The sequence below is a fragment of the Desulfobotulus pelophilus genome, from assembly GCF_026155325.1.
Taxonomy (GTDB): domain Bacteria; phylum Desulfobacterota; class Desulfobacteria; order Desulfobacterales; family ASO4-4; genus Desulfobotulus; species Desulfobotulus pelophilus.
Window position 1 is genome coordinate 26,669 of record NZ_JAPFPW010000014.1, and the last position, 26,090, is coordinate 52,758.

Annotated in this window: 23 protein-coding genes; 9 read left to right on the top strand and 14 right to left on the bottom strand. The window is 51.7% G+C overall.

Annotated features, from left to right (window positions below; all coding sequences use genetic code 11):
• Nucleotides 1–45 precede the first annotated feature (45 nt).
• From glyS to ligA, 3 genes are read left to right on the top strand one after another with little or no spacing between them, the layout of a single operon-like run.
• The gene (gene glyS, locus OOT00_RS11805) at nucleotides 46–2,118 is read left to right on the top strand and encodes a glycine--tRNA ligase subunit beta (RefSeq protein WP_265425580.1); all 2,073 of its coding nucleotides are present in this window, start codon (nucleotides 46–48) and stop codon (nucleotides 2,116–2,118) included.
• Between the two features lie 32 nt (nucleotides 2,119–2,150).
• Nucleotides 2,151–2,411 carry a hypothetical protein gene (locus OOT00_RS11810; RefSeq protein ID WP_265425581.1) on the top strand — a complete coding sequence of 87 codons (261 nt, stop codon included), beginning with the start codon at nucleotides 2,151–2,153 and terminating at the stop codon, nucleotides 2,409–2,411.
• Between the two features lie 30 nt (nucleotides 2,412–2,441).
• The gene (gene ligA / locus OOT00_RS11815; protein ID WP_265425582.1) at nucleotides 2,442–4,472 is read left to right on the top strand and encodes an NAD-dependent DNA ligase LigA; all 2,031 of its coding nucleotides are present in this window, start codon (nucleotides 2,442–2,444) and stop codon (nucleotides 4,470–4,472) included.
• Nucleotides 4,473–4,639: 167 nt separating this feature from the next.
• Here the strand turns inward: ligA and rbr are convergent, their stop codons facing one another.
• The 6 genes from rbr to OOT00_RS11845 all read right to left on the bottom strand — a co-directional run bounded on the left by rbr (nucleotide 4,640) and on the right by OOT00_RS11845 (nucleotide 10,649).
• Nucleotides 4,640–5,215, bottom strand: coding sequence for a rubrerythrin (gene rbr, locus OOT00_RS11820; protein WP_265425583.1), 576 nt, complete (start codon nucleotides 5,213–5,215; stop codon nucleotides 4,640–4,642).
• Nucleotides 5,216–5,292: 77 nt separating this feature from the next.
• Nucleotides 5,293–5,712: a Fur family transcriptional regulator gene (locus OOT00_RS11825; protein ID WP_265425584.1), complete on the bottom strand. Its 420-nt coding sequence runs from the start codon at nucleotides 5,710–5,712 to the stop codon at nucleotides 5,293–5,295.
• A 385-nt stretch (nucleotides 5,713–6,097) separates the two neighbouring features.
• Nucleotides 6,098–6,712 (bottom strand): PqiC family protein, encoded by a 615-nt coding sequence (locus OOT00_RS11830; protein ID WP_265425585.1) that lies wholly within the window; start codon nucleotides 6,710–6,712, stop codon nucleotides 6,098–6,100.
• 25 nt (nucleotides 6,713–6,737) lie between these two features.
• Nucleotides 6,738–8,306: a PqiB family protein gene (locus tag OOT00_RS11835; protein WP_265425586.1), complete on the bottom strand. Its 1,569-nt coding sequence runs from the start codon at nucleotides 8,304–8,306 to the stop codon at nucleotides 6,738–6,740.
• Complete coding sequence (locus tag OOT00_RS11840) at nucleotides 8,278–9,558, bottom strand: paraquat-inducible protein A (RefSeq protein WP_265425587.1); 1,281 nt, start codon at nucleotides 9,556–9,558, stop codon at nucleotides 8,278–8,280. The genes OOT00_RS11835 and OOT00_RS11840 overlap by 29 nt, the downstream gene beginning before the upstream one ends.
• Nucleotides 9,549–10,649, bottom strand: coding sequence for a M20 family metallopeptidase (locus OOT00_RS11845; protein WP_265425588.1), 1,101 nt, complete (start codon nucleotides 10,647–10,649; stop codon nucleotides 9,549–9,551). The genes OOT00_RS11840 and OOT00_RS11845 overlap by 10 nt, the downstream gene beginning before the upstream one ends.
• A gap of 369 nt (nucleotides 10,650–11,018) precedes the next feature.
• Between OOT00_RS11845 and OOT00_RS11850 the strand changes: the two genes are divergently transcribed.
• On the top strand, nucleotides 11,019–12,314 hold the full coding sequence (locus OOT00_RS11850) for an NAD(P)/FAD-dependent oxidoreductase (protein ID WP_265425589.1): 1,296 nt from the start codon (nucleotides 11,019–11,021) through the stop codon (nucleotides 12,312–12,314).
• Nucleotides 12,315–12,376: 62 nt separating this feature from the next.
• On the opposite strand, the gene OOT00_RS11855 is transcribed toward OOT00_RS11850, so the two are convergent.
• From OOT00_RS11855 to OOT00_RS11865, 3 genes are all read right to left on the bottom strand, one after another.
• Nucleotides 12,377–13,627: a D-alanyl-D-alanine carboxypeptidase gene (locus OOT00_RS11855; protein WP_265425590.1), complete on the bottom strand. Its 1,251-nt coding sequence runs from the start codon at nucleotides 13,625–13,627 to the stop codon at nucleotides 12,377–12,379.
• A gap of 11 nt (nucleotides 13,628–13,638) precedes the next feature.
• Nucleotides 13,639–14,091 (bottom strand): D-aminoacyl-tRNA deacylase, encoded by a 453-nt coding sequence (gene dtd / locus OOT00_RS11860; protein ID WP_265425591.1) that lies wholly within the window; start codon nucleotides 14,089–14,091, stop codon nucleotides 13,639–13,641.
• A gap of 61 nt (nucleotides 14,092–14,152) precedes the next feature.
• On the bottom strand, nucleotides 14,153–14,695 hold the full coding sequence (locus OOT00_RS11865) for a hypothetical protein (protein ID WP_265425592.1): 543 nt from the start codon (nucleotides 14,693–14,695) through the stop codon (nucleotides 14,153–14,155).
• Between the two features lie 157 nt (nucleotides 14,696–14,852).
• On the opposite strand from OOT00_RS11865, the gene OOT00_RS11870 reads away from it, so the two are divergent.
• The 3 genes from OOT00_RS11870 to OOT00_RS11880 all read left to right on the top strand — a co-directional run bounded on the left by OOT00_RS11870 (nucleotide 14,853) and on the right by OOT00_RS11880 (nucleotide 17,688).
• On the top strand, nucleotides 14,853–15,353 hold the full coding sequence (locus OOT00_RS11870; RefSeq protein WP_265425593.1) for a hypothetical protein: 501 nt from the start codon (nucleotides 14,853–14,855) through the stop codon (nucleotides 15,351–15,353).
• Nucleotides 15,354–15,558: 205 nt separating this feature from the next.
• Nucleotides 15,559–16,344 carry a hypothetical protein gene (locus tag OOT00_RS11875; protein ID WP_265425594.1) on the top strand — a complete coding sequence of 262 codons (786 nt, stop codon included), beginning with the start codon at nucleotides 15,559–15,561 and terminating at the stop codon, nucleotides 16,342–16,344.
• A 39-nt stretch (nucleotides 16,345–16,383) separates the two neighbouring features.
• A complete protein-coding gene (locus OOT00_RS11880) occupies nucleotides 16,384–17,688 on the top strand; it encodes a CBS domain-containing protein (protein WP_265425595.1) in 1,305 nt (434 codons plus the stop codon).
• Between the two features lie 5 nt (nucleotides 17,689–17,693).
• Here the strand turns inward: OOT00_RS11880 and OOT00_RS11885 are convergent, their stop codons facing one another.
• From OOT00_RS11885 to mltG, 3 genes are all read right to left on the bottom strand, one after another.
• Nucleotides 17,694–18,701: a glycoside hydrolase family 3 N-terminal domain-containing protein gene (locus OOT00_RS11885; RefSeq protein WP_265425596.1), complete on the bottom strand. Its 1,008-nt coding sequence runs from the start codon at nucleotides 18,699–18,701 to the stop codon at nucleotides 17,694–17,696.
• Nucleotides 18,702–18,851: 150 nt separating this feature from the next.
• Nucleotides 18,852–19,349: a hypothetical protein gene (locus tag OOT00_RS11890; RefSeq protein WP_265425637.1), complete on the bottom strand. Its 498-nt coding sequence runs from the start codon at nucleotides 19,347–19,349 to the stop codon at nucleotides 18,852–18,854.
• Nucleotides 19,303–20,328 carry an endolytic transglycosylase MltG gene (mltG, locus tag OOT00_RS11895; protein WP_265425597.1) on the bottom strand — a complete coding sequence of 342 codons (1,026 nt, stop codon included), beginning with the start codon at nucleotides 20,326–20,328 and terminating at the stop codon, nucleotides 19,303–19,305. The genes OOT00_RS11890 and mltG overlap by 47 nt, the downstream gene beginning before the upstream one ends.
• Nucleotides 20,329–20,541: 213 nt before the next feature.
• On the opposite strand from mltG, the gene OOT00_RS11900 reads away from it, so the two are divergent.
• Complete coding sequence (locus OOT00_RS11900; protein WP_265425598.1) at nucleotides 20,542–21,705, top strand: radical SAM protein; 1,164 nt, start codon at nucleotides 20,542–20,544, stop codon at nucleotides 21,703–21,705.
• A gap of 11 nt (nucleotides 21,706–21,716) precedes the next feature.
• Complete coding sequence (gene hemW / locus OOT00_RS11905; RefSeq protein WP_265425599.1) at nucleotides 21,717–22,844, top strand: radical SAM family heme chaperone HemW; 1,128 nt, start codon at nucleotides 21,717–21,719, stop codon at nucleotides 22,842–22,844.
• A 108-nt stretch (nucleotides 22,845–22,952) separates the two neighbouring features.
• On the opposite strand, the gene OOT00_RS11910 is transcribed toward hemW, so the two are convergent.
• On the bottom strand, nucleotides 22,953–24,053 hold the full coding sequence (locus OOT00_RS11910) for a DUF2333 family protein (protein WP_265425600.1): 1,101 nt from the start codon (nucleotides 24,051–24,053) through the stop codon (nucleotides 22,953–22,955).
• A gap of 36 nt (nucleotides 24,054–24,089) precedes the next feature.
• The gene (gene selB / locus OOT00_RS11915; protein WP_265425601.1) at nucleotides 24,090–26,021 is read right to left on the bottom strand and encodes a selenocysteine-specific translation elongation factor; all 1,932 of its coding nucleotides are present in this window, start codon (nucleotides 26,019–26,021) and stop codon (nucleotides 24,090–24,092) included.
• Nucleotides 26,022–26,090 lie beyond the last annotated feature (69 nt).

Genomic DNA, 26,090 nt, shown 5'->3' on the forward strand with positions numbered 1-26,090 from the left:
CATGTACATTCGGGGGGAATGCCCCGTAGCCATAAGGACACCATCATGACAAGTCTTCTTTTTGAAATTGGAACCGAAGAAATACCGGCAGGATACATTGACCCTGCCATTGCGGCCCTTGCCGCATTTCTGAAAAAAGAGCTGGCCGCCGCCCGCGTTGACTTTGGAGAGATCACAAGTTTTGCCACCCCGAGGCGGCTTTGTGTGCGCATTGCGGATGTGGCCACCATGCAGCGGCCGGAAACCACGGAGCTGATGGGGCCGCCGGAGAAGGCTGCCTTTGATGCGGAAGGCAAGCCGGGCATCCCCGCTGTGAAATTTGCGGAAAAAGCCGGAATCTCCTTAGAAGAGATTGAAATCCGGGAAACCCCCAAGGGGCGCTATCTTTTTGCCAGAGTTGAAGAAAAGGTCCGGCCTGTGGCGGAGCTTTTCTGCCATATGCTGCCTGCGGCGGTCCGTGCCCTGAACTTTCCCAAAACCATGCGCTGGGCAGACACGGAGCTTGCCTTTGCAAGGCCCATTCAGCGTTTTGTTGCCCTTTTCGGTGAGGCACTGATTCCCTTTGAAGTGGAGGGTATTGTTTCTGACCGCCTGAGCAGCGGCCATCGTTTTCATCATCCCCAGCCCGTGACCATTGATTTGCCAGAACATTATGAAGGGATTTTGAAGGATGCCGGTGTTATAGCCGATGTTCAGGAGAGAAAGGCAGCCGTGGCCCGTTCCGTGGAGGAAGTGGCCAAAAACTCCGGCGGCAGGGTGCTTGCGGATGAAGAGCTGTTAAAAATCGTCACCCACCTTGTGGAAGCGCCCTATCCTGTCATGGGAAGTTTTGATCCTGCCTTTCTGGAAGTGCCCAGAGAAGTGCTCATCACATCCATGAGGGAACATCAGAAATATTTTGCCGTTGAAGATGAAAAGGGTAATCTTCTGCCCCTTTTCATTGCCGTTAACAATACCTCCCCCAAAGATATGGAGCTGGTACGTCAGGGCCACCAGCGTGTACTGAGGGCAAGGCTTTCCGATGCCAGATTCTTCTGGGAAACGGATAAGAAAGCCACCTTTGACCAGTGGAATGAAAAGCTTGATCAGGTGCTCTTTCAGGCAAAGCTGGGCACCATGGGAGAGAAGGTGGCACGAATCCGCAGTCTTTGTGCCAGCATGGGTAAAGATTTGGGCCTTGACGGAGAGATGATGGCGGATCTGGACCGGGCCGCCAGCCTCTGCAAGGCGGATCTTGCTTCCCAGATGGTTTATGAATTCCCCGAGGTACAGGGCATCATGGGCAGAGCCTATGCCCTTTTCCACGGAGAAAATGAACGGGTGGCCCGTGCCATGGAGGATCATTACAGACCCCTTGGCAGTGGTGGAAAACTGCCGGAAGATCTGTGCGGTGTGGTCCTGTCCATGGCGGACAAGCTGGATACCCTCTGTGGTTGTTTTGCGGTGGGGCTGAGGCCCACAGGAGCGGCTGATCCCTTTGCCCTGCGCCGGGCAACCCTTGGGATTCTGCAGATGCTTCTGGACAAAAACTTGGGTTTTTCCCTTCGGGAGCTGGTTACCCTTGCCCTGGAAACCCTTGGGGATAAAAAGAAGGAAGACGGGAAAGAAACGGTGCAGGCAGTCTGCGACTTCATGGTGACCCGCCTTGCCAATCTGCTGGCCGAAAAAGGATTTTCAAGGGAAGGTATTGCCGCTGTTCTGGCCGTAGAGAATAACCATATTCCAGATGTCCTGCGCCGGGTGGAAGCCCTGGACCGCGTCAGGAATCAGCCGGATTTTCTTGCTCTGGCCGGAGCCTTTAAAAGGGCTTCCAATATTTTGAAAAAAGCCGGGGATGTGAAACCTCTGGTGGATGTATCCCTACTGACGGAACCTGCGGAAAAAGGGCTGTATGAAGCCCTTGAACTCTGCGTTCAGACCGTTGACGGCCACATGGTTGTCAATGATCTGGATGCTGCCCTTGCAAGCATTGCCACCCTGCGTCAGTCTGTGGATGCTTTTTTTGACGGGGTGATGGTCATGGCAGAGGATGAAAGGGTGAAGAATAACCGACTGGGGCTTCTGGCTTCCATTGCGGCTCTTTTTAACAGAATTGCGGATTTTTCACGACTGGGTTAGCAAAAAGGCTGACTATACACTAAGGAGGTAGAATGGCTGGTTTTGATCCGTCAAAGGATAAGGTTTTGAAATCATGGAGAAGTGAGGAAACAGGTCTTGTGGTTGCCATCCACAGCTATGACGGCGGTGAGGCCAAGTTACAGATCGGACCGAGGATGCTGAAAAAAAAGGATGGTTCCGATAGGGCACCCGTGAAAGCGGGCAGGCTGACAATTGAAGACGTGCAGTGGATCTATGATAACATAGATGACATCAAAGATGGCCTGGAAGAACATAACAATCCCATGGATTGATGAATGGAGCAGGAGAGGGGCAAAGGGTCCATGGAAAAACCGTTGAAAGAACGAGAAGGGCAGTGCAGCGAAAAAGTACGGCAGCGGGCTGCCCTTCTCCGGAAGGATCTGTCACGGCACAGCTACCGTTATTATGTGCTGGATGATCCGGAAATCACCGATGCAGCCTATGATGCCCTTTTCCGGGAGCTGCAGGAGCTGGAGGGGCGTTTCCCGGAACTGAAAACCCAGGATTCCCCCACCCTGAGGGTGGGAGCACCACCTCTTTCGGGCTTTACTCCGGTTTTCCATCGCCTTCCCATGCTCAGCCTTGACAATGCCTTTGATGAGGGGGAGTTTTTTGCCTTTGTTCAGCGCATTCGGAAAGGCGTGGCAGGGGAGCTGCTTTTTTCCGTGGAGCCTAAGTTTGACGGCATTGCCGTTTCCCTGCGCTATGAGAATGGTGTTCTGACAGAGGCAGCCACACGGGGGGATGGCCTGGTGGGCGAAGGGGTAACGGAAAATGTGCGGACCATTGCCAACCTTCCCCTGCGCCTGAGGGTGGAAGAACCGCCTGCGGTGCTGGAAGTGAGGGGCGAGGTGCTCATGGACCGTAAAGGCTTTAAAGCCCTGAACCTAAGCCGGGAAAAAACCGGAGAAGCCCCCTTTGCCAACCCGAGAAATGCCGCTTCCGGCTCCCTGCGTCAGCTGGATTCCCGCATTACGGCCACACGGCCCTTACGCTTTTTTGCCCATGGTATGGGAGAGGTGGAGGGTCTTTTTCTTTCCTCCATGGCAGAATTGTTTGCCTTTCTCCGATCCGCAGGTTTTGCCCTGAGTCCTTTGGCACAGAGTGCTGTGTTACCGGAAAAAGTGCCAGATATTTATGCGGAAATGGTGGAACGCCGGGAGTCCCTTGATTACGAGGTGGATGGCATGGTGATCAAGGTGGAAAATTTTGATCTCCAGACCCGACTCGGTATGACATCCCGTACGCCGAGGTGGGCGCTGGCCTGGAAATTCCCTGCCATGGAAGCCCGTACCCGTCTGGAAAGAATAGAAGTGCAGGTGGGCCGCACCGGTGTTCTTACGCCTGTGGCCATTCTCACTCCCGTGGAAGTGGGGGGCGTAACCGTGAGCCGGGCCACACTGCACAACATGGATGAAATTCTCCGCAAGGATATCCGCATCGGAGATCAGGTTTTTATTCAGCGTGCGGGAGATGTCATCCCCAAGGTTGTGAAGGTGATTGAGCATCTGAGGGATGGCTCGGAAATTGTTTTTCAGATGCCGGATCACTGCCCCGTATGTGGCAGCCTCGTGGTGCAGGAAGAGGGGGAGGTGGCTGTACGTTGTGTGTCCGCCACCTGTCCTGCCCAGCTTAAGGAAAGAATTCGTCATTTTGCTTCCAAGCCAGCCCTGGATATGGATGGCATGGGTGAAAAACTTGTGGCCCAGCTTGTGGACAGGGGGCTTGTAAAGACCTGTGCGGATCTTTTTTATCTGGATGTTCCGGGTCTTGCGGCCATGGACCGCATGGGTGAAAAATCAGCGTCCAATCTTGTCAAAGCCATCCATGACCGGAAAAAAACTTCATTCCACCGCCTGTTATACGGTCTGGGTATCCGCCATGTGGGTGTTCACACGGCCAAAATTCTTGGCCAGCGTTTCCGGAGTTTTGACAATCTTATGGCGGCCGATGTGGAAAGCCTGTCTTCCGTGGAAGGTGTCGGTCCTGTGCTGGCGGAGGCCATCCGGGATTATTTTTCCCGTTCGGAGAACAGGGAAGCCCTGAAGGCTTTGTTTGCCGCGGGCGTTGACGTGGAAGAGGGCGAATTTCAGGCTGGTGGGCATCGTCCTCTGGAGGGAAAAACCTTTGTCATAACCGGTATTTTGCCCGTTCTTTCCAGAAAAGAAGCCCAGGATCTTATTACCGCAGCGGGTGGCAGGGTGGCGGGGAGTGTCAGTGCCAAAACTCACTATGTGGTGGCAGGTGAAAAAGCGGGAAGTAAATATGAAAAAGCCCTTTCCCTGAATATCCCTATTCTGGATGAATCGGGATTGAGAAATCTTGTGGGATAATGTTGGCTCCGGTTTGGTTCTGCAGCTGGTAGCACGGAAAAATGCTGGCCTGAGGTTTTAAAATAAACAGCCCCTTCCTTTAAAGGACGGGGCTGTTTATATTCCATGACGTATTCTCTGACCGGATGGATCACAGAAAAAAGGAAATGTGCCGGTCAGAGTCCTGGTCAATAGTTGGTGGACTTCAGTTCAAAGTGAGCCTTGGGATGGGCGCAGGCAGGGCACATTTCCGGTGCTTTTTCTCCTGTATGAACATAGCCGCAGTTACGGCAGGCCCATGTGGTACCTTCTTCACGCTCAAAAACACGCCCTGCATCAATATTGGCTGCCAGAGCAAGGTAGCGCTGCTCATGATGTTCTTCTGCAACGCAGATCTTTTCAAATACCGTTGCAATCGCCTCAAAACCTTCTTCACGTGCCGTTTTGGCATAGCCGGGATACATGGATGTGAATTCTTCGTTTTCGCCCTTGGCAGCTGCCTTAAGGTTGTCTACGGTTGTACCGATAACGCCAGCGGGGAAATTCCAGCGAACTTCCACTTCTCCGCCTTCAAGGAATTTGAAAAAACGCTTGGCATGTTCTTTTTCCTGATTGGCTGTTTCTTCAAAGATGGCAGCAATCTGAACATAGCCCTCTTTTTTGGCCTGGGCAGCGAAATAGGTGTAGCGGTTTCTCGCCTGAGATTCGCCGGCAAAAGCAGTCAAAAGATTCTTTTCGGTCTGGGTTCCTTTGATGGATTTCATTCTGTTGCACTCCTTTAAATAGATTGAAGGTTCATTTTATAAGTACCACGCCACCATGGTATGGCGGTTCTGATGCCTCAAACAGCCGCTTTTTTCTGGCATTCAGGGCATAATCCTCTGATTTCAATGATCACATCATTGATGGTATAGCCTGTTCCGGTGTTTTCAGGGATCAGGCTTTCAAGATGCTCTTCTACTGCAATATCTTCCAGCTTATCGCAGGCTATGCATCGAATGTGAGCATGGGTACGTGTGTCACCATCGTAACGTCTTGGACCTGTACCCGTATCAATTCTTTGAATATACCCACCCTCACTGAGACTTTCAAGGTTACGGTACACGGTTCCCAGACTTATTCTCGGAAGTTTATGCTGCACACTTCGATAGACCATATCGGCTGTGGGGTGTGATTTGCAGCCAAGAACGTCCTCCAGTATAACCCGGCGTTGGGCACTGAGACGAGTAGCACCGAGTTTTTTGGGAGAATTCTTTTCCATGAACAATCTCCTTAGCGGGTGGTTGTACTCGCCATTTTCGATAATGATTACTATTAAGCTTTTTTTGTGTCAAGCTTTTTTTCCATAATTATGCAGGCAATAGAGAATATGGCTGGAAGGCTTAACCCGTTTCATTTTTAAATAGCATTCCTGCAGCCTTTGCACGGGAACAGAATACGTAAGGAAGCTTCTGGTAAGACGTTGATTTCATTAAAAAACTGACTCCTGCTGGTTGTCTGCCGTTGATTCAATGTGTAGCTGCTATCACGGACAGAGACCCAAAAGAGACCCAAAAAAGACCCAAAAGAGACCCAAAAGCCTGATGGCAGATCATGTCCACAGGTCCATTCCATTCGATTGACGGATCTGCTGTTCGTCGGCAGGGCTAAAAACCGGCTGCCTCAGCAGCAATAATATCTGCCAGCATATTCAAGGCCAGAGCCTGCGCTGCCACAAAATCTGAAAAGGATTTACCTTCCGCCCTGGTATGAAGATCAAAGGGTTTTTCTGTTGTTCCCTCCCGTGCCTCCTGAACGGAAAAAAAACCGGCAAGGCGTATGATTCCATCTGTGTTTGATGAAAAATCAAGAATTCTGACGCGGATACGATGTGTCGGCGTGGGATAGGCTGAGATGGTATCCGACGGGACAACCCGGGTAGTTTTGAAAATACCGTCCAGCCGACTGGCAAGGGATTCCCGGAAAAGCCGGTCAAGGGGAGCCGCCCACCGGTGATCTTCATGGACAACAAGTTCGTGGGTTTCCCTGCGGACCACAATCTGGGGTCGGTCCAGGTGCCTTGGCAGTGCGGTGGTTTCCAGGACCGCAACTTTTTGACGAATATCTTCATCCATACTGCCCGGATCGTGGATACCGAGGTGGTAAAACCGGGGCTGGGGTGTGGCAGCACATCCCAGGCAGAAAAGAAGTATCAGTATCAGATGGGTGTACCGGTATCCGCGCAAGGGGGATGGTACGGAGCGGGCTGTTTTGCCTGGCATGTCGGTCTCCTTGTGCAAAAGCAGGTTACTTTCCGTGGATAAGCATATCCGGTCTGGCCTCAAGACTTTCTGCAAAAATTCGAACGGCCCGTGCTGAATCGGAAAGCTCCTGGGCGGCCCGGCTGATTTCCATATAAAGGGAGCTGCCGGGTTGCAGGCTGTGAAGACCCGACTGCAGATTTTCCAGTGTTTTTTGTATGGTCTCAAGAACTTCCTGACTTTCTGTCAGTATGGGACCAATGTTTTTTGGAAGGGTTTCCATTTCAGCCATGAGGCGCTGTGCACTTTGCAGGGCGTGGATGGTGTTTTCCGCAATACCCTCTATGGGCAGCTCTCCGATACGGTGCAGGAGGCTGAGCGCACTTTCTGTTATTTTTTCAATGGGATGGGGCATAGTTGCTATGACAGGAAAACCTTCATCATTGAATTGTTGGGGTATATATGCGGAAGAGTCATCCATTTCCATGGAAACATAAAGCTGCCCCGTAAGGAGGTTGCCTACATCCAGCCGGGCTTTCAGGCCTGTCTGCAGCATTTCCATGAGCAACGCTTCCGCATCGGGGATGCCGTTACCCAGAAGCTCTTCCGGGAGTATGGATATGGTTACGGGAATACGTATTTTACCCGCTTCTCTGTCATAAAGCAGATCGATATCCAGAACTTCACCCACCTGAACGCCCCGGAACTCCACCGGGGCACCGGGCGTAAGGCCGCGCACGGAGCTGTCAAAGTAGAGTACAAAGGGAAGTCCCATCTGCATGGACTGGGAACGGATGTCTCTGTAACTGGGAAAAAGGTGAAAGCGGCAGCTGTTTTTCACCGCCGCTGCCGAAGGGTCCGGATTGTCAAAGGCAATGCCTCCGGCAAAAAGGGTTTCCAGGGATTCTGTATGGAAACGGATACCTTCCGCGCTGAGAGAAAAATCAATGCCCGAATCACGCCAGAACCGGGATGCCTGATTCACATGGGCGTCGTAGGGGGAGCGGATAAATACATCCAGCAGAATGCGTTGCGGATCCGGCAAAACGGTGCGCGCTTCCACCGTTCCTACGGGAATTTTTCTGTAATAAATAGTGGTTCCCACATCTACCCCTCCGGAGTCGGTTTCCAGAACAAGGCGGAGTCCCGGAGTTTCCGGTGAAGTGATGGGCGGGTTTTCAAGACCGGTGAATGTGGTGGCAGGTTTACCTGTCCCCGGCTCCATGGCGATATACGCTCCGGATAGCAGCGTGTTCAGTCCGGAAATACCATGCCTGTCAATGCGTGGACGGACCACCCAGAAACGGCTGTCTTCGCTGATGTGGGGCTGCATGCTGCGATCCACCCGGACATGGACATTGACGTGGGAAAGATTCTGCGTAAGATCAAGGGATTCTACGATTCCGATGGTAAGATCCTTGAAGCGCAGCTGGGTTTTGCCAGCCACAAGGCCTGAGGCTGTTTCAAACGTGATACTGATGAGAATGCCACGCTGGGCATAGTGCTGAAAAAGAAGCCACCCGCCGCCGATCATGGCAGCAATGGGTATGAGCCAGATCCAGAAACGGGCCTTGGCTGTTGTGATGTCAGGAAGTTCCGGTTCGTTCAGGTTCATGGGCATGCTTTTCCTCAGGTTTCCGGTCCCAGAGTTTTCTGGGGTCGAAGGTTTCGGCTGCAAATAAGGTGATGACCACCATGGCGGCAAAGGCTGTGGCGGCGATGCCTGGTTCTATGGTGGCAAGGGGACCCATCTGCACCATGGCGGCCAGCGTGGCAACCACAAAGACATCCACCATGGACCATTTGCCTATAACTTCTACTATCTTATAGAGTTTTGTCTGGTCATGGGGAAAGATTCTTCGGCCGGCATATACGCACCCCATCAGATAAGAAAGGGCAATGAGCTTAGCCAGAGGTATGAAGACGCTGGCAAAAAAGACAACAATGGCAACGGAATAGACGCCCGTTTCCCATAAAAGGATAACTCCGCCCAGAATGGTGCTGGAGATCACTTCTCCCATGTTGACTGTAATCATAATGGGGTAAAGGTTGGCAGGAAAATAGAGAATGGCTGCCGTAAGGGTAAGGGCAAGGGTACGGTTGATGCTCTGGGGTTTACGGCTGTGCAGGGGGCTGGAGCAGAGCAGGCAGCGTTTCTGCGATATGCTATGGACAAGGGTACATATATGGCAGCTTACAAGACCGGCCTCCATGGCCCTTTTACCAGGCAAGGGTCGGGGAAGGGTGGAGGAGGTGATGAGTACCTGCCAGATATCCCGTGGGGGTAAAGCAGCAAAAGCAAGTCGGATGCAGAGAACCTGAAGACAGAAGGCCCAGAAGCCGTAGAGGAGAAGAATATCTGCCATGTGAACGGCTTTGACCAGTACCACGAGAATACTGATGAGATAGACATCGGTCATGTCCCAGAATCGGGTTCGGGAATAGGCTTTGAGAAAAAAGCGATAAAAGGGTGGTTTTCTGTTTCTGTTGAGAAAAATAAGGAGATACAGCATGCAAAGAATGGAGCACAGAGGGGCCATGATGAGAAGCAGCCCTACGAAAGCTGCCAGTAAGGTCATGCTGTGCTCTGCAAGCATGGTAACGGCGGAGGGAAGGGATACGGTTTGATTCTGCCCTCCGAAGCTCACATGGATAAAGGGCAGAAGGATGGCGGTTATCCACGCTGTGAGAGCTGCCAGGGAGAGGGCGAAAGGAAGATCCAGACCATGGGGGTTCCGGCCGACAATGTGGTTCCCGCAGTTTTTACAAAGAGCAATCTGTCCGTCAAGGAGATGGGGCCGTATGTGCAGCTCATCGCAGACGGGGCAGGCCAGCCAGTCGGGGAAGGGGGTAGTTTTCAGTGCCACGGAAGTGTTTCCTTATGCACTGTGCAGAGGTCCAGAAAAGACTGCAGTCCGGAATCAAGGGCTTCTATGGAGTCAATTCGTACACGTTCCGAATCAGAATGCTGGCTCATTTCGCCATCTGCACCCCAGACTACGCCGGGAATTCCTCTGGCTGAAAGAAAATGAGCATCACTGGCTCCGTGCTCCCGTGCTTCCCCTGCCCATGGAGCGGCCTGCTTCAGAAGATCCAGATAGGGAGACGATCCTGCTGTGAAAACGGGATCATGGGTTTGCTCACTTAGCGAACTGTGTTTCAAGCTCTTTTGAATCATTTGGAGAATCTCAGCAGGATCATCTTTTTCCGTAAAACGGATATCCAGAAAGGCCGATGCGGAATCGGGTACCTGGTTGATAGCCGATCCTCCTTCTATACGGCTGATGTTCAGGGTTTTTTCCCAGAGTTCCTGTTTCTTCCCGCTGAAAAAGCCTTGAAGCCGGGAGAGATCCTCCATAAGGTTTTCAATGGCATTTCTTCCCAGCCAGGGCCGGGCTGCGTGGGCGCTTTTACCCTTTGCCGTAATACGGAGATGGAGAATCCCTTTCTGACAGGTAATGATCTGTTCCGGCGAGCCCCCGTCCAGAACAATGGCAAAATGGCAGTTCAGCAAAGGCAGGATGGTACCGGTGCCTTTTTCACCTCCGCTTTCCTCATCTGATGTGATCAGCAGGCCGAAATTCATTGCTTCCACACCGTGTCCCCGCTCCCGCAGGCGGGAAAGGTTACGATAGAAAAGTGCCAGGGAAAGGGCGATGGCATATTTGTCGTCCACGGCACCCCGACCCCATATGCGACCGTCCTGAACACGCGGAGAAAAAAGATGATCCGGTCCGTCCACCACATCCATATGACTGATCAGCAGTATGGGCGCACGGCGTGGCTGGGGGCAGACAAGGATGGATGGACACTGCTGGACAGACAGTATTTCGTGGGGGACACCATGGGCTGTGAGGTTTCTCTGAATGTGTGCCGTGCAGTGCCGGATGGCTTCCGGGTTTTGTGCAAGGGTCCGGAAGGTCATCAGTTCCAGTAGAAAGGAAACAAGATTCTGCATATCCTACCCGTTCTCCGCCTGTGGGCTGTATCTTTACTACAGGTCTTCAGTCATGGAATTGGGAGTCAATTCATGCTTTGGTAAGGTAAACGGCCAAAGGCTACCATGGTCACGGATTCCTGCCCTGATTTACGAAGCCTTTTTTCCGGCTGATGAGATTGGAATAAAGGAACATAGCATGAAAAGGAAGCGAAGAGAGTCGTTCATTCCCTTTTTGCCAATGCTTTTTAATCCAAGGCGCAAGTAGATGGATGACAAAGGCCTTTTTCAGAACTACAATACAATAATATGGTCATTTTGCAAAAGGAGAAGTGGCATTTCCTTTTTTGTATACGTTGAGCTTATTATTAGAGGAAAGGATGAAAAAATATGAAACATGTGCTCATTGTGGGCGGAGGCTTTGTGGGGCTGAATGCAGCCAAGATTCTTGGCAGATCCGGTAAGCTTGACGTGACCCTGATTGATCGCAAAAACTATCATCTTTTCCAGCCCCTTCTGTATCAGGTGGCCATGGCGGGCTTAAGTCCTGCGGAAATAGCCGCTCCCCTTCGGGCCCTTCTTTCAGGCTACAGAAATGTGAGGGTTCTCCAGGCGGAAGCCCTTTCCATAGATATGGAAACAAGGAAGGTTGTGACTACAGTAGGCCCGATCCACTATGATTATCTGGTGCTGGGTTGCGGAGCGCAGCATACCTATTTCGGTAATGAAGTCTGGGAGCCACTGGCACCGGGACTGAAAACCATAGAGCAGGCAACCGAGATACGTCGAAGGATTCTCTATGCTTTTGAGAGAGCTGAGTGCACGGATAATACGGAAGAAAAAATGAAACAGCTGACTTTTGTGGTGGTGGGTGGCGGTACAACAGGGGTGGAACTTTCCGGTGCCATCGGTGAGATGAGTCGCTATACTTTCTCCAAAGATTTTAAAAATATAGACCCTACGCTTACCCGGGTGATTCTTGTGGAGGCCGGGGATCGGATTCTGCCGGGATATCATCCGGATCTTTCGGCTAAAGCAACGCGGGATCTGGAGGCGCTGGGTGTTCAGGTCTGGACTTCAAGAAGGGTAACATCCATTGATTCCGATGGTGTGGATATTGGTAAGGAACGGGTTCAGGCTGCAACGGTTATCTGGGCCGCAGGGATTCAGGCATCGGATATCAATGGTTTTCTGGGACAGAACATGGATGATCTCGGCAGGGTTCCGGTTCGGCCGGATTTAAGTATTGGCGGGCATCCTGAAATTTTTGCAGGGGGTGATCAGGCGGCTTTCATCCCTGATGGTGCAGAATGGGCGCTACCCGGTGTGGCTCCTGTGGCCCTGCAGCAGGGACGCCATATTGCAAAAAATATTCTTATGGACATGGCCGGTAAACCCCGCCGGGATTTTACCTATCTTGACAAGGGACAGATGGCTACCATTGGCCGAAGCCGGGCTGTTGTGGAGGTGGGGAAAATTCGTTTTTCAGGATTTTTTGCATGGATGACATGGCTGCTCATTCATATTTATTTTCTCACGGGCTTTAAGAACCGCCTTTTTGTTGTACTGCAGTGGGCAGGGGCCTATTTCACCTTTAACAGGGGGGCACGCCTCATCGTCAATAAGGAATGGCAGTTCTATGCTCCCCCGAAAAAAAAGAAGAAAGAGCCAGTCCCTTCTGAATAGCACACAGCACCATTACCTTATCTGCTGTTGATGGGCCGGTCCCTTACCTTTGAGTTCTGGGTTCAGTTGGTTGCCGGGTTTTTGGCCGCAGAGTTTGCAGAATGGCTCAGACGACTCCCGCTGCCTGCGGTTTGCTGAAGGGTTTTGAGATAAAGTGAATAGGCATCATTTTCCCTGTGAGTCATGAGCACATAGGGGTACCATCCCCCCGGTCCCCTGAGGTAACCGGCCCGAGTTCGCACATCGGAAAGAGTGCCGGTTTTATACCAGCCACTGGGTTCCTGGCGCATCAGGCTCATGTAGGGGCTGAATGCGTGCAGGGCTTTCATCATTTCTCTGGCGGATATGAGATTTTTTCTGGAAAGACCGGAGCCTTCTTCTACGGTAAAATCATCTATCCCCAGCTGGCGGCCTATAAAACTGGCAAAACGTTTTCTTGCCTCATCAAGGCCCATGGGGCCGGAAGTGGTGTTGCCCGCATCATATTGATCCCTGAGGGCGGTTGTCAGCATCAGCTGGTTGGCCATGACATTGTTGGAGTAGGCCATAAGCTGATGCACAATGTCTTCAATGGTGAATGGAGACAGAACTTCCAGTATGGGGGTATCGGGTATCCGTGGGGCACTATCCCGGAAAGAATTCTCGGTGTTTTCAAAGGAAAACCCCTCTTCTTCAAGAAAAAAACGGAGCATGGAAGCGGCATATTGCAAAGGGAAATCATTTTCCGATGGCAGGGCAATGCGACCCGAAGCCATGCGGGATGCCCGGATTGGCTCAAGAACCATGGGAAGGAGAGGGGTTTCCCTTTCTGCAGACAGGATTTCTCCCCCCTTTATCTGAAAGGCTACGGTGTTGAAGTTGACGGCAAAGGGGGAAAGGGGAGCATTGTAGGTGCGTTGGGAAGTGTGACAGCGTCCGTCTACGGGAAGTTTGTGTTCAAAGGCCGATACATCTATGACAAGCTGGGTAAAATGACGCTTCTGCGTGTGGGAAGCCAGTTGCTGGGCCAGATTTTTCAGTGGCCCTGACGTCATGAGGGGATCCGCCTCCGCCTGTACAACCAGCGATCCGTCATTGCCCGTGCTGAGGAGGGTAGGGATACGATATTCTGCCCCCAGTGTTTCAAGGGCATAGAGGGAAGTAAGAACTTTCAGTATGGAAGCCGGTATCATGGCTTGTTCCGGGTTCTGTTCAGAAAGGATTTCACCACTGGGGGTTTTCAGAACCCAGGCCCTTTCCGAAGAAGGTGGATCAGCCAGGGACAGGGTGGGTTGCAACAGAATGAGCATTACAAGCAGTCGGTAGCAGCGCATGGGTTCTGTCCTTATTTTTTGCGTTCGGTACTGTTCAGCGTAAGGGTAACCGGACCGTCATTGATAAGGGAAACGGCCATTGTGGCCTGAAATTTTCCCGTTGCTACCCTTATACCAAAGTTTTTGCAGGCTGTGACAAAGTGCTCATAAAGGGGAATGGCCATTTCAGGTCTGGCGGCCTCCGTAAAGGATGGGCGGCGTCCCCTGCGGCAGTCTCCCAGGAGGGTGAACTGGGAAACCACGAGAATTTCTCCGCTGAAGTCCAGCAGGGACCGGTTCATTTTGCCTTCCCCATCTTCAAAAATACGCAGATGAACAATTTTATCTGAAAGGTAGTTGCTGTCTTCGGTGGTGTCTTCTCTGGCAACACCAAGGAGAACAAGAATTCCTTTGCCGATCTTTCCTTCCACATCTCCATCAATGCGAACTTCAGCGGAGCTGACCCGCTGTACAACAGCAATCATGTTATTTTCCTTGTTTTTGTAAGTTTTTTTATACCTTTTTCCCAGCAGTACAGGCCCTGGATCAGCGGAAAACAGAAAGAATTTCTTTTGCTGTTTCCTGCCGTTTCTGTTTTTTGTGCAGCTTTTCCCATTGGTCCGGAAAGGCAATGGGAGCAAAACGGGTTTCCAGTGTCAGGGAGATGGATTTTTCTTCGCGTATAAAAGATACAATTCGCATGGGCTCTTCCACCAGTCCTTCGTAGCGCAGGGTCATGCTTGTGTGGGTGTGTCTGCCTTCCGATGAACTGCGTGCCTGAATACTCTGAGTGCCTTCCCGGAAGAGAAGGGTTTTCCATGCGGTTTTCAATGCCCTTTCCCGGCCGTCCTGACCGGGCTGGCTGGGGATGGTTACGGAAACAGAAGTCACTGTCCATGCATCTGCTCTGTATTCTTCAGGAGCGGAGACCATAAGAAGGCGGCTTTCTCCCAGCATGCCATTGTGACTGTCCTGCTCCAGGGTGATGAAATAGGGACCTGTTGTTGCTGCCTGATGTATCCCGGCGCAGGCCGTGCAAAAAACACAGAGGAAAAGTAAAAGAACTGTATGAACAGGAGAGGACCGCATGGTTTTTTCGTTTCTGATAGCGTAAGTCTTAAGGAAAAAAGCGGCTGGACCGATAGGTTCTGAAATGACGCTTTTTATCTGAGTTCAACCTATAACATGGACCGGCTGCCAGAATAAATGGGAACTTTACAACAGGCTGGCCGATGGGAGAGTAAAGATGGTAAAAGGACAGAGCAGGGGAGGGCGTGCCTGCCTTTGGCTGAGCGTGGTAATGTTGCTGATTATGTTGGCAGGATGTGCCACGCGGCATCAGGTGCTGCGGTATCAGACACCGGTGATGCAGGCTGAAAATCTGATTCCTGGTATAGAACCCGAAGAAGCCCTTGTGAAACTCATGGTGCGGGCGGAAGGACAGGGTCTGGCGCCCGATAAGGGGTCGCCTGCTCAAAGGCGGTATCATGCTGAGCGGGCCGCCATCCTGGATGGGTACAGACGTCTTTCAGAGCGGATTGGCGGCATACTGATAGAAGCATCCGCCATGTCAGGAGACGGTCAGATGGGGCATGACCGCATTATGGCAGAAACCCGGGCCTATCTCATGGGTGCGCAGGTTATGGATGTGCGTTATGCAGAAGGTATTGCCATAGCGGAAGTGCGCGTTTTTCTTGCTCCCAGAACTTCCCTTTTCCAATGGGACCGCAGGGTGGCTTCTCCCTGACCAGCGATTGAGAGAGAGCCGTGCCAGGGAATGGCTTTCCCGAAGATCCAATGCTCCATTCTCTTCTGATCCGATGCAGTGAAAAATAAGAAAGATATATGCATACACCCTGTTGTCCGGGGCAAAGGGCTATGTTAAGAAAAAGGCAGGCAGAAGCGTAGGCTCTGTACTGCTTTTTTTGTATGGTCAATTGAGAAAGGTGCTTATGCCTGAAACGACACCGCCATCCGGCCTCTCCCGCAGGCTGATTCTGACTCTCCTGATTCTGTTGGCAGTGGGAGAAATCATTGCTTTTTCTCTTGCCTGGAATGCATCTGGAAAAAAATCATGGCTCCAGGTCCAGAGTAGCGATGGCAGCGTAATTTACGAGACCAGGGGAGATACCCTGACCCGTTTTGACCGGTATTATTTTGAACAGAATTTTGGCCCTCTTGAATCCTACCATACCCGCCTGGTGACCCGTGAAACACCCTTTCCACTTACGGCATGGTTGTTTGCCGCCATTGGTGTCCCCGTTGGCATGGTGCTTTTTTTGGCGTTTTTTGTGAAGGTATGGCGCTCCCTTTTCTCTCAGGAAGAATCCGGCCCCATGGAGGACAAGGCGAAGATGGAAACCCTGGGACAGGTGATGGCAGGAATGGACAGGCCCGGTGTTTTTACGGTGGGTGGACTTGTTTTTCTGTCTGTGCTTGCCCTCTGGGTGCTGCCGGTGCTTTTGTCCCGCGCGGCTCTGTCTGCTCTGGAGCTGGTCCTGCGCTTCCGTTGGATTTTTGCCTCCCTTTTTCTTGGCATACTGAGTCTTGCTTTCTGGTTTTTGTATCTGAGATATCGCCTTGCCTCCAAAGCCATGGATGCAAGGGTGGAGCTGGAACGTTTACGTCTTACCATGGAACGGGAGGAACGACTGCTTCCGGAGAGGCGCCGGGATTCGCTTTATCTGCCTGATTCAACAGAAAGCCGGGAAGTACGATCCTCCCGGGATGAGAAATAGAACACCGGATTTGACCCTTAGGGACAAAATGTGAGGAAGATGGACATCATAACGACCCACAAAAATGCGGATTTTGATGCAGTGGCCTCCATGATGGCTGCGAGCCTGCTGTATCCCGGAGCCATTCCCGTACGGCCCAATGACATGAACCCCAATGTGAAAGCTTTTCTATCCATCCACAAAGATATTTTTGACACGTATCTTCCTAAAGAAGTGGAAGTAAAAAAAGTAGAACGCCTGATTGTTGTGGATACGGGATCCTGGTCCCGGCTGGACGGGCAGTTCCGGAAGTTTAAGGACAAAGAAGGGCTGGAGCTTATACTCTGGGATCATCATCCCGAGGGAGACATACAGGCCGGCTGGACATGCCGGGAAATGATGGGAGCCACCGTAACCCTGCTTGTCCGGCGTATCAGGGAAAAGGGTATGCGGCTCACTCCCATGCAGGCGACTCTTTTTCTGTTGGGGCTTTATGAAGATACGGGGAACTTAAGTTTCAGCTCCACCCGCTCCGAAGATGCGCTGGCAGCCGCATTTCTTCTGGAAAACCGGGCGGACCTCAATGTGCTTTCCACTTTTTTGCGGCCTGTGTATGGTGAACGCCAGAAGGACATTCTGTTTGAAATGATTCAGGCGGGTGAAGCAGCCAAGGTGGATGTGAAGGGTCATCGGATTGCCGTCAGTCGCATGGTGATTGAAGGCCATGTGGGCAATCTTTCTGTTGTGATCAACATGTACCGGGAAATCATGAACGTGGACGCAGCCTTCGGTATTTTTACGGATCTGGAACGCCAGCGTACTTTTGTTATCGGTCGCAGCAAAACCGAAGATCTGAACGTGGGTTCCGTGATGCGCAGTCTTGGCGGCGGTGGACACCCCGCCGCCGGTTCCGCCATGCTGGATATGGTGAATCCGGATGCCGTGATGGAGCAGATGCTCACCCTTCTGGAAGGCAATCAGCAGAGTTCCATTCAGCTGAGTGATATCATGAGCTATCCGGTAAAAACGGTGGAGGCGGATACCCCCATGGATGAGGTGTGGGAGGTCTTGGTGGAGAAAGGGTGCACGGGGCTTCCGGTAGTAGAAAAAGGTGTGTTAACCGGTGTCATTTCCCGGCGGGATTTCAGAAAGATCCGTAAGGAATCCCAGAAAAAATCACCGGTAAAAGCCTTTATGAGCCGGAATGTGATTACCATTGATCCGGGCAAAAGTCCCATGGAGGCGGCCAAGGTGATGGTCAAGCATGATATTGGCCGCCTTCCCGTGGTGAGGGAAGGCAAAATTATAGGGATTGTTTCCCGTTCCGATGCGATGCGGTATTTCTATGACCTGCTTCCGGATTAGACCTGCTAATTCCGGAGTCCTTTTTTTATGGTCAAACGGAGAACCCTGTGGGCAGACTGCAAGAATTGCTTTCTGGCCTCGGGGTTTTCTGCTGTCTGAACAAGGGTTTCAAAAGCTTCTTCCAGGGCAGGGCCCTCATGGCAGATCAGTCCCAGATCAATTTCTGCTGCCACCATGCGTTCCATTACTTTTTCCATGGGCAGGCGGATTGCTTTCATGTCCAGATCATCGGTCATGACAAGACCCTCATAGCCCATGGTATCTCTTAAAAGGTTTCTGGATATCTGCACAGAAAGGCTGGCTGGCCACTGGGGATCCAGTTTTTCATACAGGATGTGAGATACCATGATGCCGGGAACATCTGTCTGGATGGCTGCCCTGAAGGGAATAAGGTCACTGGATGCCAGTTCTTCCCAATCCGTATGGAGATGGGGCAGAACCTGATGGGAATCCAGCACCGTACGGCCGATACCGGGAAAGTGTTTGGCCACCGCATCAACCCCCTGCTTCTGATACTCCTCAATCATGGCAAGGCCCATGGTCTCCACCATGGCCGCACTGCCTTCAAAAGCGCGGTTCAGCATGATACTTCCGGAAGAAGTGGCCACATCCAGAACGGGAGCAAGATTCATGGTGATGCCCAGGTTTTTTAAGTCTTTGGCCATGGAACGTGCATGATTTCGGGCTTCACTTTCAGTTCGGAGGGTTCTGATGGAAGGATATTCCCTGAAGGACGGCTCCCTCAGACGGGCAACATGGCCCCCCTCCTGATCAATGGCAATGATAAGAGGTGGAATTTTTGCATCCGAAGCTGCTGTCTGAAGATCGGAGATCAGTCGGCGGAGCTGGTCCGGAGAGCGGACATTTGTGGCAAAAAGAACCACACCAGCAGGGCGGAAACGGAAAAGAAGTCGGCGTATTCGAGTGTCACAGGCAGGTCCTTCAAAGCCGATCATCAGCCGTTGCCCTGCAAGGGTGGCCAGGGACCAGGATTCCGGAAGAGATGAAGACATGGGTTCCTTTCAAATCAATCAGGCTAGCACTAAAAGGCAAAGGATGGGCATGGGTATTGATTGGAAATCATCCTTTAGCGTCAGAATCCCTATCCCTGTACTGCCGGGTCTCCTTGTATTCGTAAGGCCAGAAGGAGGGCGAGGCCAGGGTCATGCTGTTGCAGGTGAAATAGTAATCCATTGCTTGCCATCCCATTGTTTTCCGGAATGGATGGCCATGACAAAGGCGAGCCAGAGCTGTTCCTGACTTTTGAAGTGGTGGAGGCAGGGGTGTTCTTTTCTGTCTTCGGTACTGCCAGCCCACCTGTGGAAACGAAAGGTCATATCCTGAAACCGTATGCCGGGTATCTGTGCCAGATCCATGAGCTGGTTGAGCCTGGGAAGCCATACCCGTGACTCGATCCGTATGGTTTTCCCCCTGTAGAAAATGGCAAAGCCCTTACGGAAGGCATGCGGGGCCTCTGCCTCAATCCAGAAATGAATCCCGGCCTTGTGGGCTGGGGTAATGTAGACGTCACCCTGACTGGGTTCCCATTTTTGCTGAATCTCAATGGCTTTCCGGCACATGTACTGATATGGGAGAGACTGGTCCATCACAACCCTATTGTCCTGAATTTCGGTTACCGCGCTGATATTTCTGAACCGCACGGTTGTGTTCTGGAAGGTTGGTTGAGAAATGATGGGTGCCATCATTTCTGGAGACGAAAAAGAGGTAGTCACTCTGAGCAGGCCACAGGGCAGCCTGAATGGAGGCTTTTCCCGGAGATGCTATGGGACCGGGCGGCAACCCCCGGATATGGTAGGTGTTATACGGTGTCGGTGTCCGGAGATGGCTTCGGGTGATGGAGCCGCCAAAATCAGGAATTCCGTAAATCACCGTGGGGTCAGTCTGAAGCCGCATGCCTTTTTTCAGCCGGTTATGGAAAACGGAAGAAATCAGGGGTCTTTCTTCCGGAGCCCCCGTTTCTTTTTCAATGATGGAAGCCAGTGTCACAATTTCGTGCACGGAAAAGCCCAGCTCTTTGGCCCGTTCTTTTTTTTCGTCCGTAAAAACCCGGTTAAAATGCTTGACCATGGTGTGCAGCATGGTTTCCACACTGTCCTGATGGGTAAAAAAATACGTGTCCGGGAAGAGGTAGCCTTCAAGGGTAGGAGCGGTAATGCCCAGGCGGATGGCAAAGGCAGGGTCTTTAGCTTGCCAGACGAAGGTTTCTTCTTCCACAAGCCCGGTTTGCGAGACCCTTTTGGCAATTTCTGTTATGCGCAGGCCTTCGGGCAGGGTGATGCGGTAGCGTTTCACCCGGCCCTCCACCATCATGTCCAGAAGATATCGGGGTGAGAGGGCTGGAGACATGGCATAGGTACCGATATGAAGGCGTGTGTCTTTTTTTTCCAGACGCGCCAGAACCCGGAGGCGGAAGGAGGAGTGAATCAGTCCCTCTCTTTCCATACGTTCGGCCACGGTTCGGAAGCCTTCACCCGGCCTGACACTGAAAAGAATTTCTTCTCCCTTTTCCTGCAGCGGTGTTTGTGCGTATTGCTGCAGCTCATTTCGGAGCAGGAGCCCTGTGATCAGTGCCAGTAAAAGAAGAACCAAAAAGGGAATAAAAAAGTAAGAGGGTCGCATGTAAAGGTGTCTCCTTGGGTATGAACGACGATACTCTATACATTCAATCCTGCGTTGTGTCAAAGTTGCTTGCCATTTTCGTAAAGGTTCCTATGTTGAAAATCCAGCTTGTTTTGTTGCCGCCATCGCTTGCCAGCTGGCATCTTTGACGATGATAATAAAGAATGTCCAGCCCCTGTACAGGCGCAGATGCAGCAACCGTAAGGAGGAAGAATGTTGGAAAATAAAAGTGATACATCCATATATCAAGGTTTTGAGCAAGGGCCTATTCGCCCTCCCAGCGAGGCTGGCAGTCTTCTGATCCGGGTTACACGGAACTGCCCATGGAACCGGTGCCGGTTCTGCCCTGTATACAAAGGGAGCCGTTTCAGTTTGCGGCCTGTGGACCATGTTCTTGCCGATATCGACAGTGTGCATGCCTGCCTGACGGCTTTGCAGGCCGACGCGTCAGGAGGCCCCGTGACACGGGATATGGTGACGCGTGCGGGAAAGGATTTGTCCGGACCGGAGCTGGATGCGCTGCATGCAACACTTAACTGGATGGCCCATGGCATGGAATCTGTTTTTCTTCAGGATGCCAACAGCTTGATTATGAAACCGGATGATCTCATATCGGTGCTGCGCCATATTCGGGACCGCTTTCCATGGATCAGCCGGATTACCTCGTATGCACGCTCCCATACCATTAAGGGAATTCCTGATGCAAAGCTGAGGGAGATGGCTGAAACCGGTCTGAACCGCATTCATGTGGGGATGGAATCCGGTTGTGATGAGGTGCTGGAAAGAATTCGGAAGGGCGTTACGCGGGGAGTGCATATTATGGCCGGTCAGAAAGTGAAGGCAGCTGGCATGTCCCTTTCCGAGTATGTCATGCCGGGCCTTGGCGGCAGGGATCTTTCTGAAGCCCACGCCATGGACACGGCCGATGCTCTGAATCAGATCAACCCGGATTATATACGGCTGAGAACCCTGGCCCTTCCGGCCCATACAGAGCTTTACCAGGACTGGCAGGAAGGCCGTTTTGAGAAATGCAGCGGTGAAGAAGTGGCACGGGAAATGCTCGGTTTTATTATGGCACTGGAAGGAATTTCCAGTACCCTGACCAGTGATCATGTGCTGAATCTCTTTGAAAGTGTCAATGGAAGGTTTCCGGAGGATAAACCGCAAATGATAGCAGAAATCCAGTCTTTTCTGGATCTTCCGGAAAAGGACAGAATGTTGTACCAGGCGGGACGCCGGATGGGCGTGTATCGCGGAATGGCAGATTTCAGGGACCTGCAGCGCCGGGGTCGTGTGGAGGAAGCCTGCCGACGTTATGGAATCCGGCCGGATAATCTGGAAGAGGTGCTGGATGACCTTATGCGACGATTCATCTGATGAAAAACAGTATGGGAGTTTACATTCATGTGCCTTTCTGCAAATCCCGCTGCAGGTACTGTGATTTTTATTCCACTGCCAGTCTTCAGGCTATGGATGACTGGTCGCAAGCCATTCTGGATGAAATAAGTCTCATGGAAAAACCGAAGGGAAAGGGGGTGGATACCCTGTATTTTGGAGGGGGAACTCCCTCTCTTCTGGATGCGGATGTGATAGGCCGGATTGTGGATGCTGTGGATAGCCGATACGGCATCCGACAGGGGGCTGAAATCACGCTGGAAGCCAATCCTGGCAGCGTTTCACCTCATAAACTGATGGAATTTCGCCATGCCGGAGTGAATCGTTTGCATTTCGGCATACAGAGCCTGGATGAACAGGAACTTTGTTTCCTTGGCCGTAGCCACAGTGTGAAAGAAGCTCTGGATGCATGGGATGCGGGAAGGAGGGCCGGTTTTTTCAATATGGGATTGGATCTGATCTACGGGCTTCCAGGTCAGGGCAGGGTCTTCTGGGAATCCGGACTGAAAAAAGCGCTGAGCCTTGGGCCGGATCATCTTTCCCTTTACATGCTTTCCATAGAGTCGGATACCCCCATGGGACGGGATCTGGAGGCAGGGGTGCTTTCTGCCCCGGATGAATCCATGGTGGCGGATCTTCTGCGGTTTACGTTGTACTATATGGATGCAGCCGGTTACCCATGGTATGAAGTCTCCAGTTTTGCAAGGGGAGAAGAATTCCAGTCCCGTCACAATCTCGGGTATTGGGAAAAAAAAATTTGCCTTGGTTTCGGACCGGGTGCCCATAGCTATATTCATCCCCTGCGATGGTCCAATGCTCCGGATCTTGCTTTTTATATCAACTCAGTGAGGCAGAAACAGCTTCCACGTATTCTGGAAGAGCCCCTGACCAGGGATGGGGAGCAGATTGAAGGGTTTTATCTGGGGTTCAGAACCCGCAAGGGACTGGATATCCAGGCATGGGATACTGCGTTTGGCGGTTCTTTTCATACAGAATACGGGGGTCTGCTGGATTATTATGAGCAGAAAGGTTTTTTGATTTGTGACAGCCGGTTCTGTCGTCTCACTGTGGAGGGAATGGTTTTTCTGGATGCCGTTACGGCAGCTTTCTGCTGTAGCTGACAGGCGTTCTGTGGATGGATAACAGGCAAGGGCAGCTCCTCCTGTCGATACTAACCGACGGAAGGAGCTGGGATTATGCCGGTTTCTACCTGTCTTTTTTGGGTAGGATCAGGTGGAAATGGTTGCTATCAGAACACTAATGTAAAAGCGAGCCAGAGATATGTGGGTGGCAAGATTGGCTCTGTGATTGGCGAGAAGCCCGCTCATGTCGCTATTTAAAATAATAAGTGGTTTGATTTCTTCTGCTTTTTTGCAGTAATAGATGGCTTTGCGCAGGCTGTCCAGCCCGTCTCGATTCTGCAGCATGGGATAAAAATCATGTTCTACAGCTTCAAGAATGATGGACATGGCATTGGCTACTCCCTGGGAATAATAGAAGTAATCGTCAGCCTTAAAAAAGCTGACAGGCCGTCCATCGCTTTCATGGCTTTTGATGAGGTTCTCATTGCAGCTGCCCAGAAGATTCTTATAGGCAATGAGCAGAGGGATGAGATTGTCGGAACGGTTGAAAAAATTGGCATCGCCCTTGGCCAGTTGTTCCTGGTAGCGGCCCATTTCCCTGAGTCCTGCCTTATATTTTGACTCTGCTGATGGAAACCAGAATTTAGTGGGGCGGATCATGAACCAGTTCATGGCCTGCTCCAGATGCGTATTGAAGGAAGCCGTGCTGCCGGTTCGGGAAATATCCTCGGCCAGCTTCACGGCTGTTCTTCGTGTGACCTCAAGGGTACCCAGCTGAAAGTTGTTTACGTTGTCCGTGGGGCGGATCAGATCATTGGGCCGCCATCCCCAGAATCGTTCATACAGCTCGTGATGCATGGGCTGCATGGCTGCTTCCACAAAAGCCCAGCCGACTACATTCTGGGAAGTAGCCGTATTGGGTGGAGGCAAAGATGCTGCACGGGAAGACCGGGCAGGAGTTTCTGCAGCCATTTCAGTCCGGGTGGTTTCTCTGGGAGTGATGGTCTGAACATGTCCTTCACTTCCTGGGCGTATGATGCTCTGGCCTTCCCTGTCGCTGGAAGACAGGGAAGGTGCTGCTTCAATGGGATTCGGGCTGTCTGTTGACCGCATGATCCCGAAAATAGTACCGGTAAGCCATAGCCCGAAAAGAGTAAAAAAGATTGCCTTGCCTGCCTGACGGGTGGCAAAGATGCCAAAGGAACTGGTTTCCTCTTTTGAATTTTCTGTATCCCTGTCATTGTGCATGGTGGGTCCTTATGGGCGTTGTTTTTTAGAAAAAGTTTATCTTTCCATTGGGTTCTGTTTCCTGAGCTTCCGTGTGTCACCGATGCGGATGGTCAGGTGAATGCCGTCAAAATATTCCATGAGCGGTATGACATATTTTCGTGCAATACCGCCGCAGACTTCCTTGAATTGAGTTGGATTCATTTCTTCATTTTGAAGGAGAAAGTCAACTACTTTTTCCTGAAGTTCATCCAGAGAAGTCCGATAAAAATAAAGTTCTTCCTTTACCCTGACCATGAGATTTTCCCGGATAAGAATTTTCATCACATCCGGAGCTGCCTGGGCCTGTCCCTTGTCCAGCGTTCTTACTATTTCCCGGAAATAGGGAGGGGTGATGCCCGCTTCCTTGTAGACGGCGAGAATTCTTTCCCGCAGGGCTTCCTGATCCACCTGAAGGGCAACCTTGTGGGTGCTGAGCCGGACAATTTCTTCTTCCTGTACCATTTGCCCATCTTTTACCAGCTGGTTCAGGATCTGGTTGAGAAGGCGAGGCTGAATATAGGAAGGGAACTTGCTTTTCAGCTCTTCTTTGGGCAGGCCTTCTTTCAGAGGGTGGGACTGATGAAACTTTTCCAGGTAGTCCGTTGCAAAATAGCAGAGCCTTGTAAAGGCATCTGCATGAATATAGCTTTTGGCTTCCTTATCCATAACCAGAATGGTCCGGTTGGAAAGGAGTTTCTGCAGGATTCCGCCCAGCTGTTTTTCCGAGAGGTTGGTCACCAGTCTGAGGTCGGAGAGGGTGGAGCCTACAGCCCCCGCCTGAAGCAGGTGGAAGGCAGCGGCTTCTTCACTTCCGGACTCACTGAGATGGTTGAGCCCCTCAATGATTGAATCCTGGAACCGTTTGTGCTTTCGGGGTACGGGGTTCAGTATGGTGCCGCCCCCGATGGTTCGGACAGGGGAGTAGGAGCGTACCACATAGCGGTCATCCCGAACGCAGACCATGGGAGTGTCAAAACGGAACTGGACAGGTGCTTTTTCTCCGGGGGACAGGGTATCCCTGTCAAGGAGAATGGTGAGCGCTGTGATTTCGCTGGTACCCGTATGAAAACGGACGCGGGTGCGGTTTTTCAGGGGCTTTTCATTGCTGGGCAGATAGTGAAAATCCGCATCCACCATGAAGGTATTTTTCAGAGCGTCTACGGGGGCAATGACATCTCCTCGCTGCACTTCCGAAAGATCCAGGCCCTGAAAGTTCATGGCAGTTCTCTGACCGCATACCGCTGCCGTGACGTTGTTGTTGTGAACCTGCAGTCCCCGTACGCGGGACTGGGTCAGGGCGGGATATACCATTACGGTATCGCCCGTGCTGACGGAACCGGAAATCAGGGTTCCGGTAATCACGGTACCAAAGCCCTTCATGGAGAAGGCTCTGTCTACAGGGAGTCTGAAAACGGTAGTGTTACGGATGTCCGGTACCAGATAGGCCATATGGGCGATGGTACGAATCAGTTCTTCCAGGCCCTGACCCGTATGGGAGGAAACAGGGATGATGGGTGCTTCGGCAAGAAAGCTATCGGAAAGAAAATCTCTGACATCTTCCGTGACCATTTCGAGCCATTCTTCATCCACCAAATCGCACTTGGTGAGTACCACAATACCCTGGCGGATGCCCAGTAGAGAACATATTTCCAAATGCTCACGGGTCTGGGGCATGGTGCCTTCGTCGGCTGCAATGACCATTGCAACGATGTCGATGCCTGAAGCACCGGCAACCATGTTTTTGACAAATTTTTCATGACCGGGTACATCCACAACCCCGAGACGTCTGCCGTCCGGGAGGTTGAGAGAGGCAAATCCTAACTCAATGGTGATACCCCGTTTTTTTTCTTCTTTCAGTCGGTCTGTGTCCGTTCCCGTAAGCGCACGAACAAGGCTTGTTTTCCCATGATCGATATGACCGGCTGTGCCGAGAATAATTTCTTTCAAAATACCGCAAGGCTCCGTTGGAGAAGTGTGCATGTGGCAGGCGTTCGTTTGGGAAGAACCTCCAGATTT

Bases quoted from the DNA above. Each gene is read 5' to 3' on its own strand.
- OOT00_RS11870 (WP_265425593.1), top strand. From the start codon at position 14,853: ATGGTAAAAGGACAGAGCAGGGGAGGGCGTGCCTGCCTTTGGCTGAGC.
- OOT00_RS11825 (WP_265425584.1), bottom strand. From the start codon at position 5,712: ATGGAAAAGAATTCTCCCAAAAAACTCGGTGCTACTCGTCTCAGTGCC.
- ligA (WP_265425582.1), top strand. From the start codon at position 2,442: ATGGAAAAACCGTTGAAAGAACGAGAAGGGCAGTGCAGCGAAAAAGTA.
- dtd (WP_265425591.1), bottom strand. From the start codon at position 14,091: ATGATTGCTGTTGTACAGCGGGTCAGCTCCGCTGAAGTTCGCATTGAT.
- hemW (WP_265425599.1), top strand. From the start codon at position 21,717: ATGGGAGTTTACATTCATGTGCCTTTCTGCAAATCCCGCTGCAGGTAC.
- glyS (WP_265425580.1), top strand. From the start codon at position 46: ATGACAAGTCTTCTTTTTGAAATTGGAACCGAAGAAATACCGGCAGGA.
- OOT00_RS11885 (WP_265425596.1), bottom strand. From the start codon at position 18,701: ATGTCTTCATCTCTTCCGGAATCCTGGTCCCTGGCCACCCTTGCAGGG.
- OOT00_RS11910 (WP_265425600.1), bottom strand. From the start codon at position 24,053: ATGCACAATGACAGGGATACAGAAAATTCAAAAGAGGAAACCAGTTCC.
- OOT00_RS11855 (WP_265425590.1), bottom strand. From the start codon at position 13,627: ATGCGCTGCTACCGACTGCTTGTAATGCTCATTCTGTTGCAACCCACC.
- rbr (WP_265425583.1), bottom strand. From the start codon at position 5,215: ATGAAATCCATCAAAGGAACCCAGACCGAAAAGAATCTTTTGACTGCT.
- OOT00_RS11810 (WP_265425581.1), top strand. From the start codon at position 2,151: ATGGCTGGTTTTGATCCGTCAAAGGATAAGGTTTTGAAATCATGGAGA.
- OOT00_RS11900 (WP_265425598.1), top strand. From the start codon at position 20,542: ATGTTGGAAAATAAAAGTGATACATCCATATATCAAGGTTTTGAGCAA.
- OOT00_RS11875 (WP_265425594.1), top strand. From the start codon at position 15,559: ATGCCTGAAACGACACCGCCATCCGGCCTCTCCCGCAGGCTGATTCTG.
- OOT00_RS11880 (WP_265425595.1), top strand. From the start codon at position 16,384: ATGGACATCATAACGACCCACAAAAATGCGGATTTTGATGCAGTGGCC.
- mltG (WP_265425597.1), bottom strand. From the start codon at position 20,328: ATGCGACCCTCTTACTTTTTTATTCCCTTTTTGGTTCTTCTTTTACTG.
- OOT00_RS11850 (WP_265425589.1), top strand. From the start codon at position 11,019: ATGAAACATGTGCTCATTGTGGGCGGAGGCTTTGTGGGGCTGAATGCA.
- OOT00_RS11830 (WP_265425585.1), bottom strand. From the start codon at position 6,712: ATGCCAGGCAAAACAGCCCGCTCCGTACCATCCCCCTTGCGCGGATAC.
- OOT00_RS11865 (WP_265425592.1), bottom strand. From the start codon at position 14,695: ATGCGGTCCTCTCCTGTTCATACAGTTCTTTTACTTTTCCTCTGTGTT.
- OOT00_RS11835 (WP_265425586.1), bottom strand. From the start codon at position 8,306: ATGAACCTGAACGAACCGGAACTTCCTGACATCACAACAGCCAAGGCC.
- OOT00_RS11845 (WP_265425588.1), bottom strand. From the start codon at position 10,649: ATGCAGAATCTTGTTTCCTTTCTACTGGAACTGATGACCTTCCGGACC.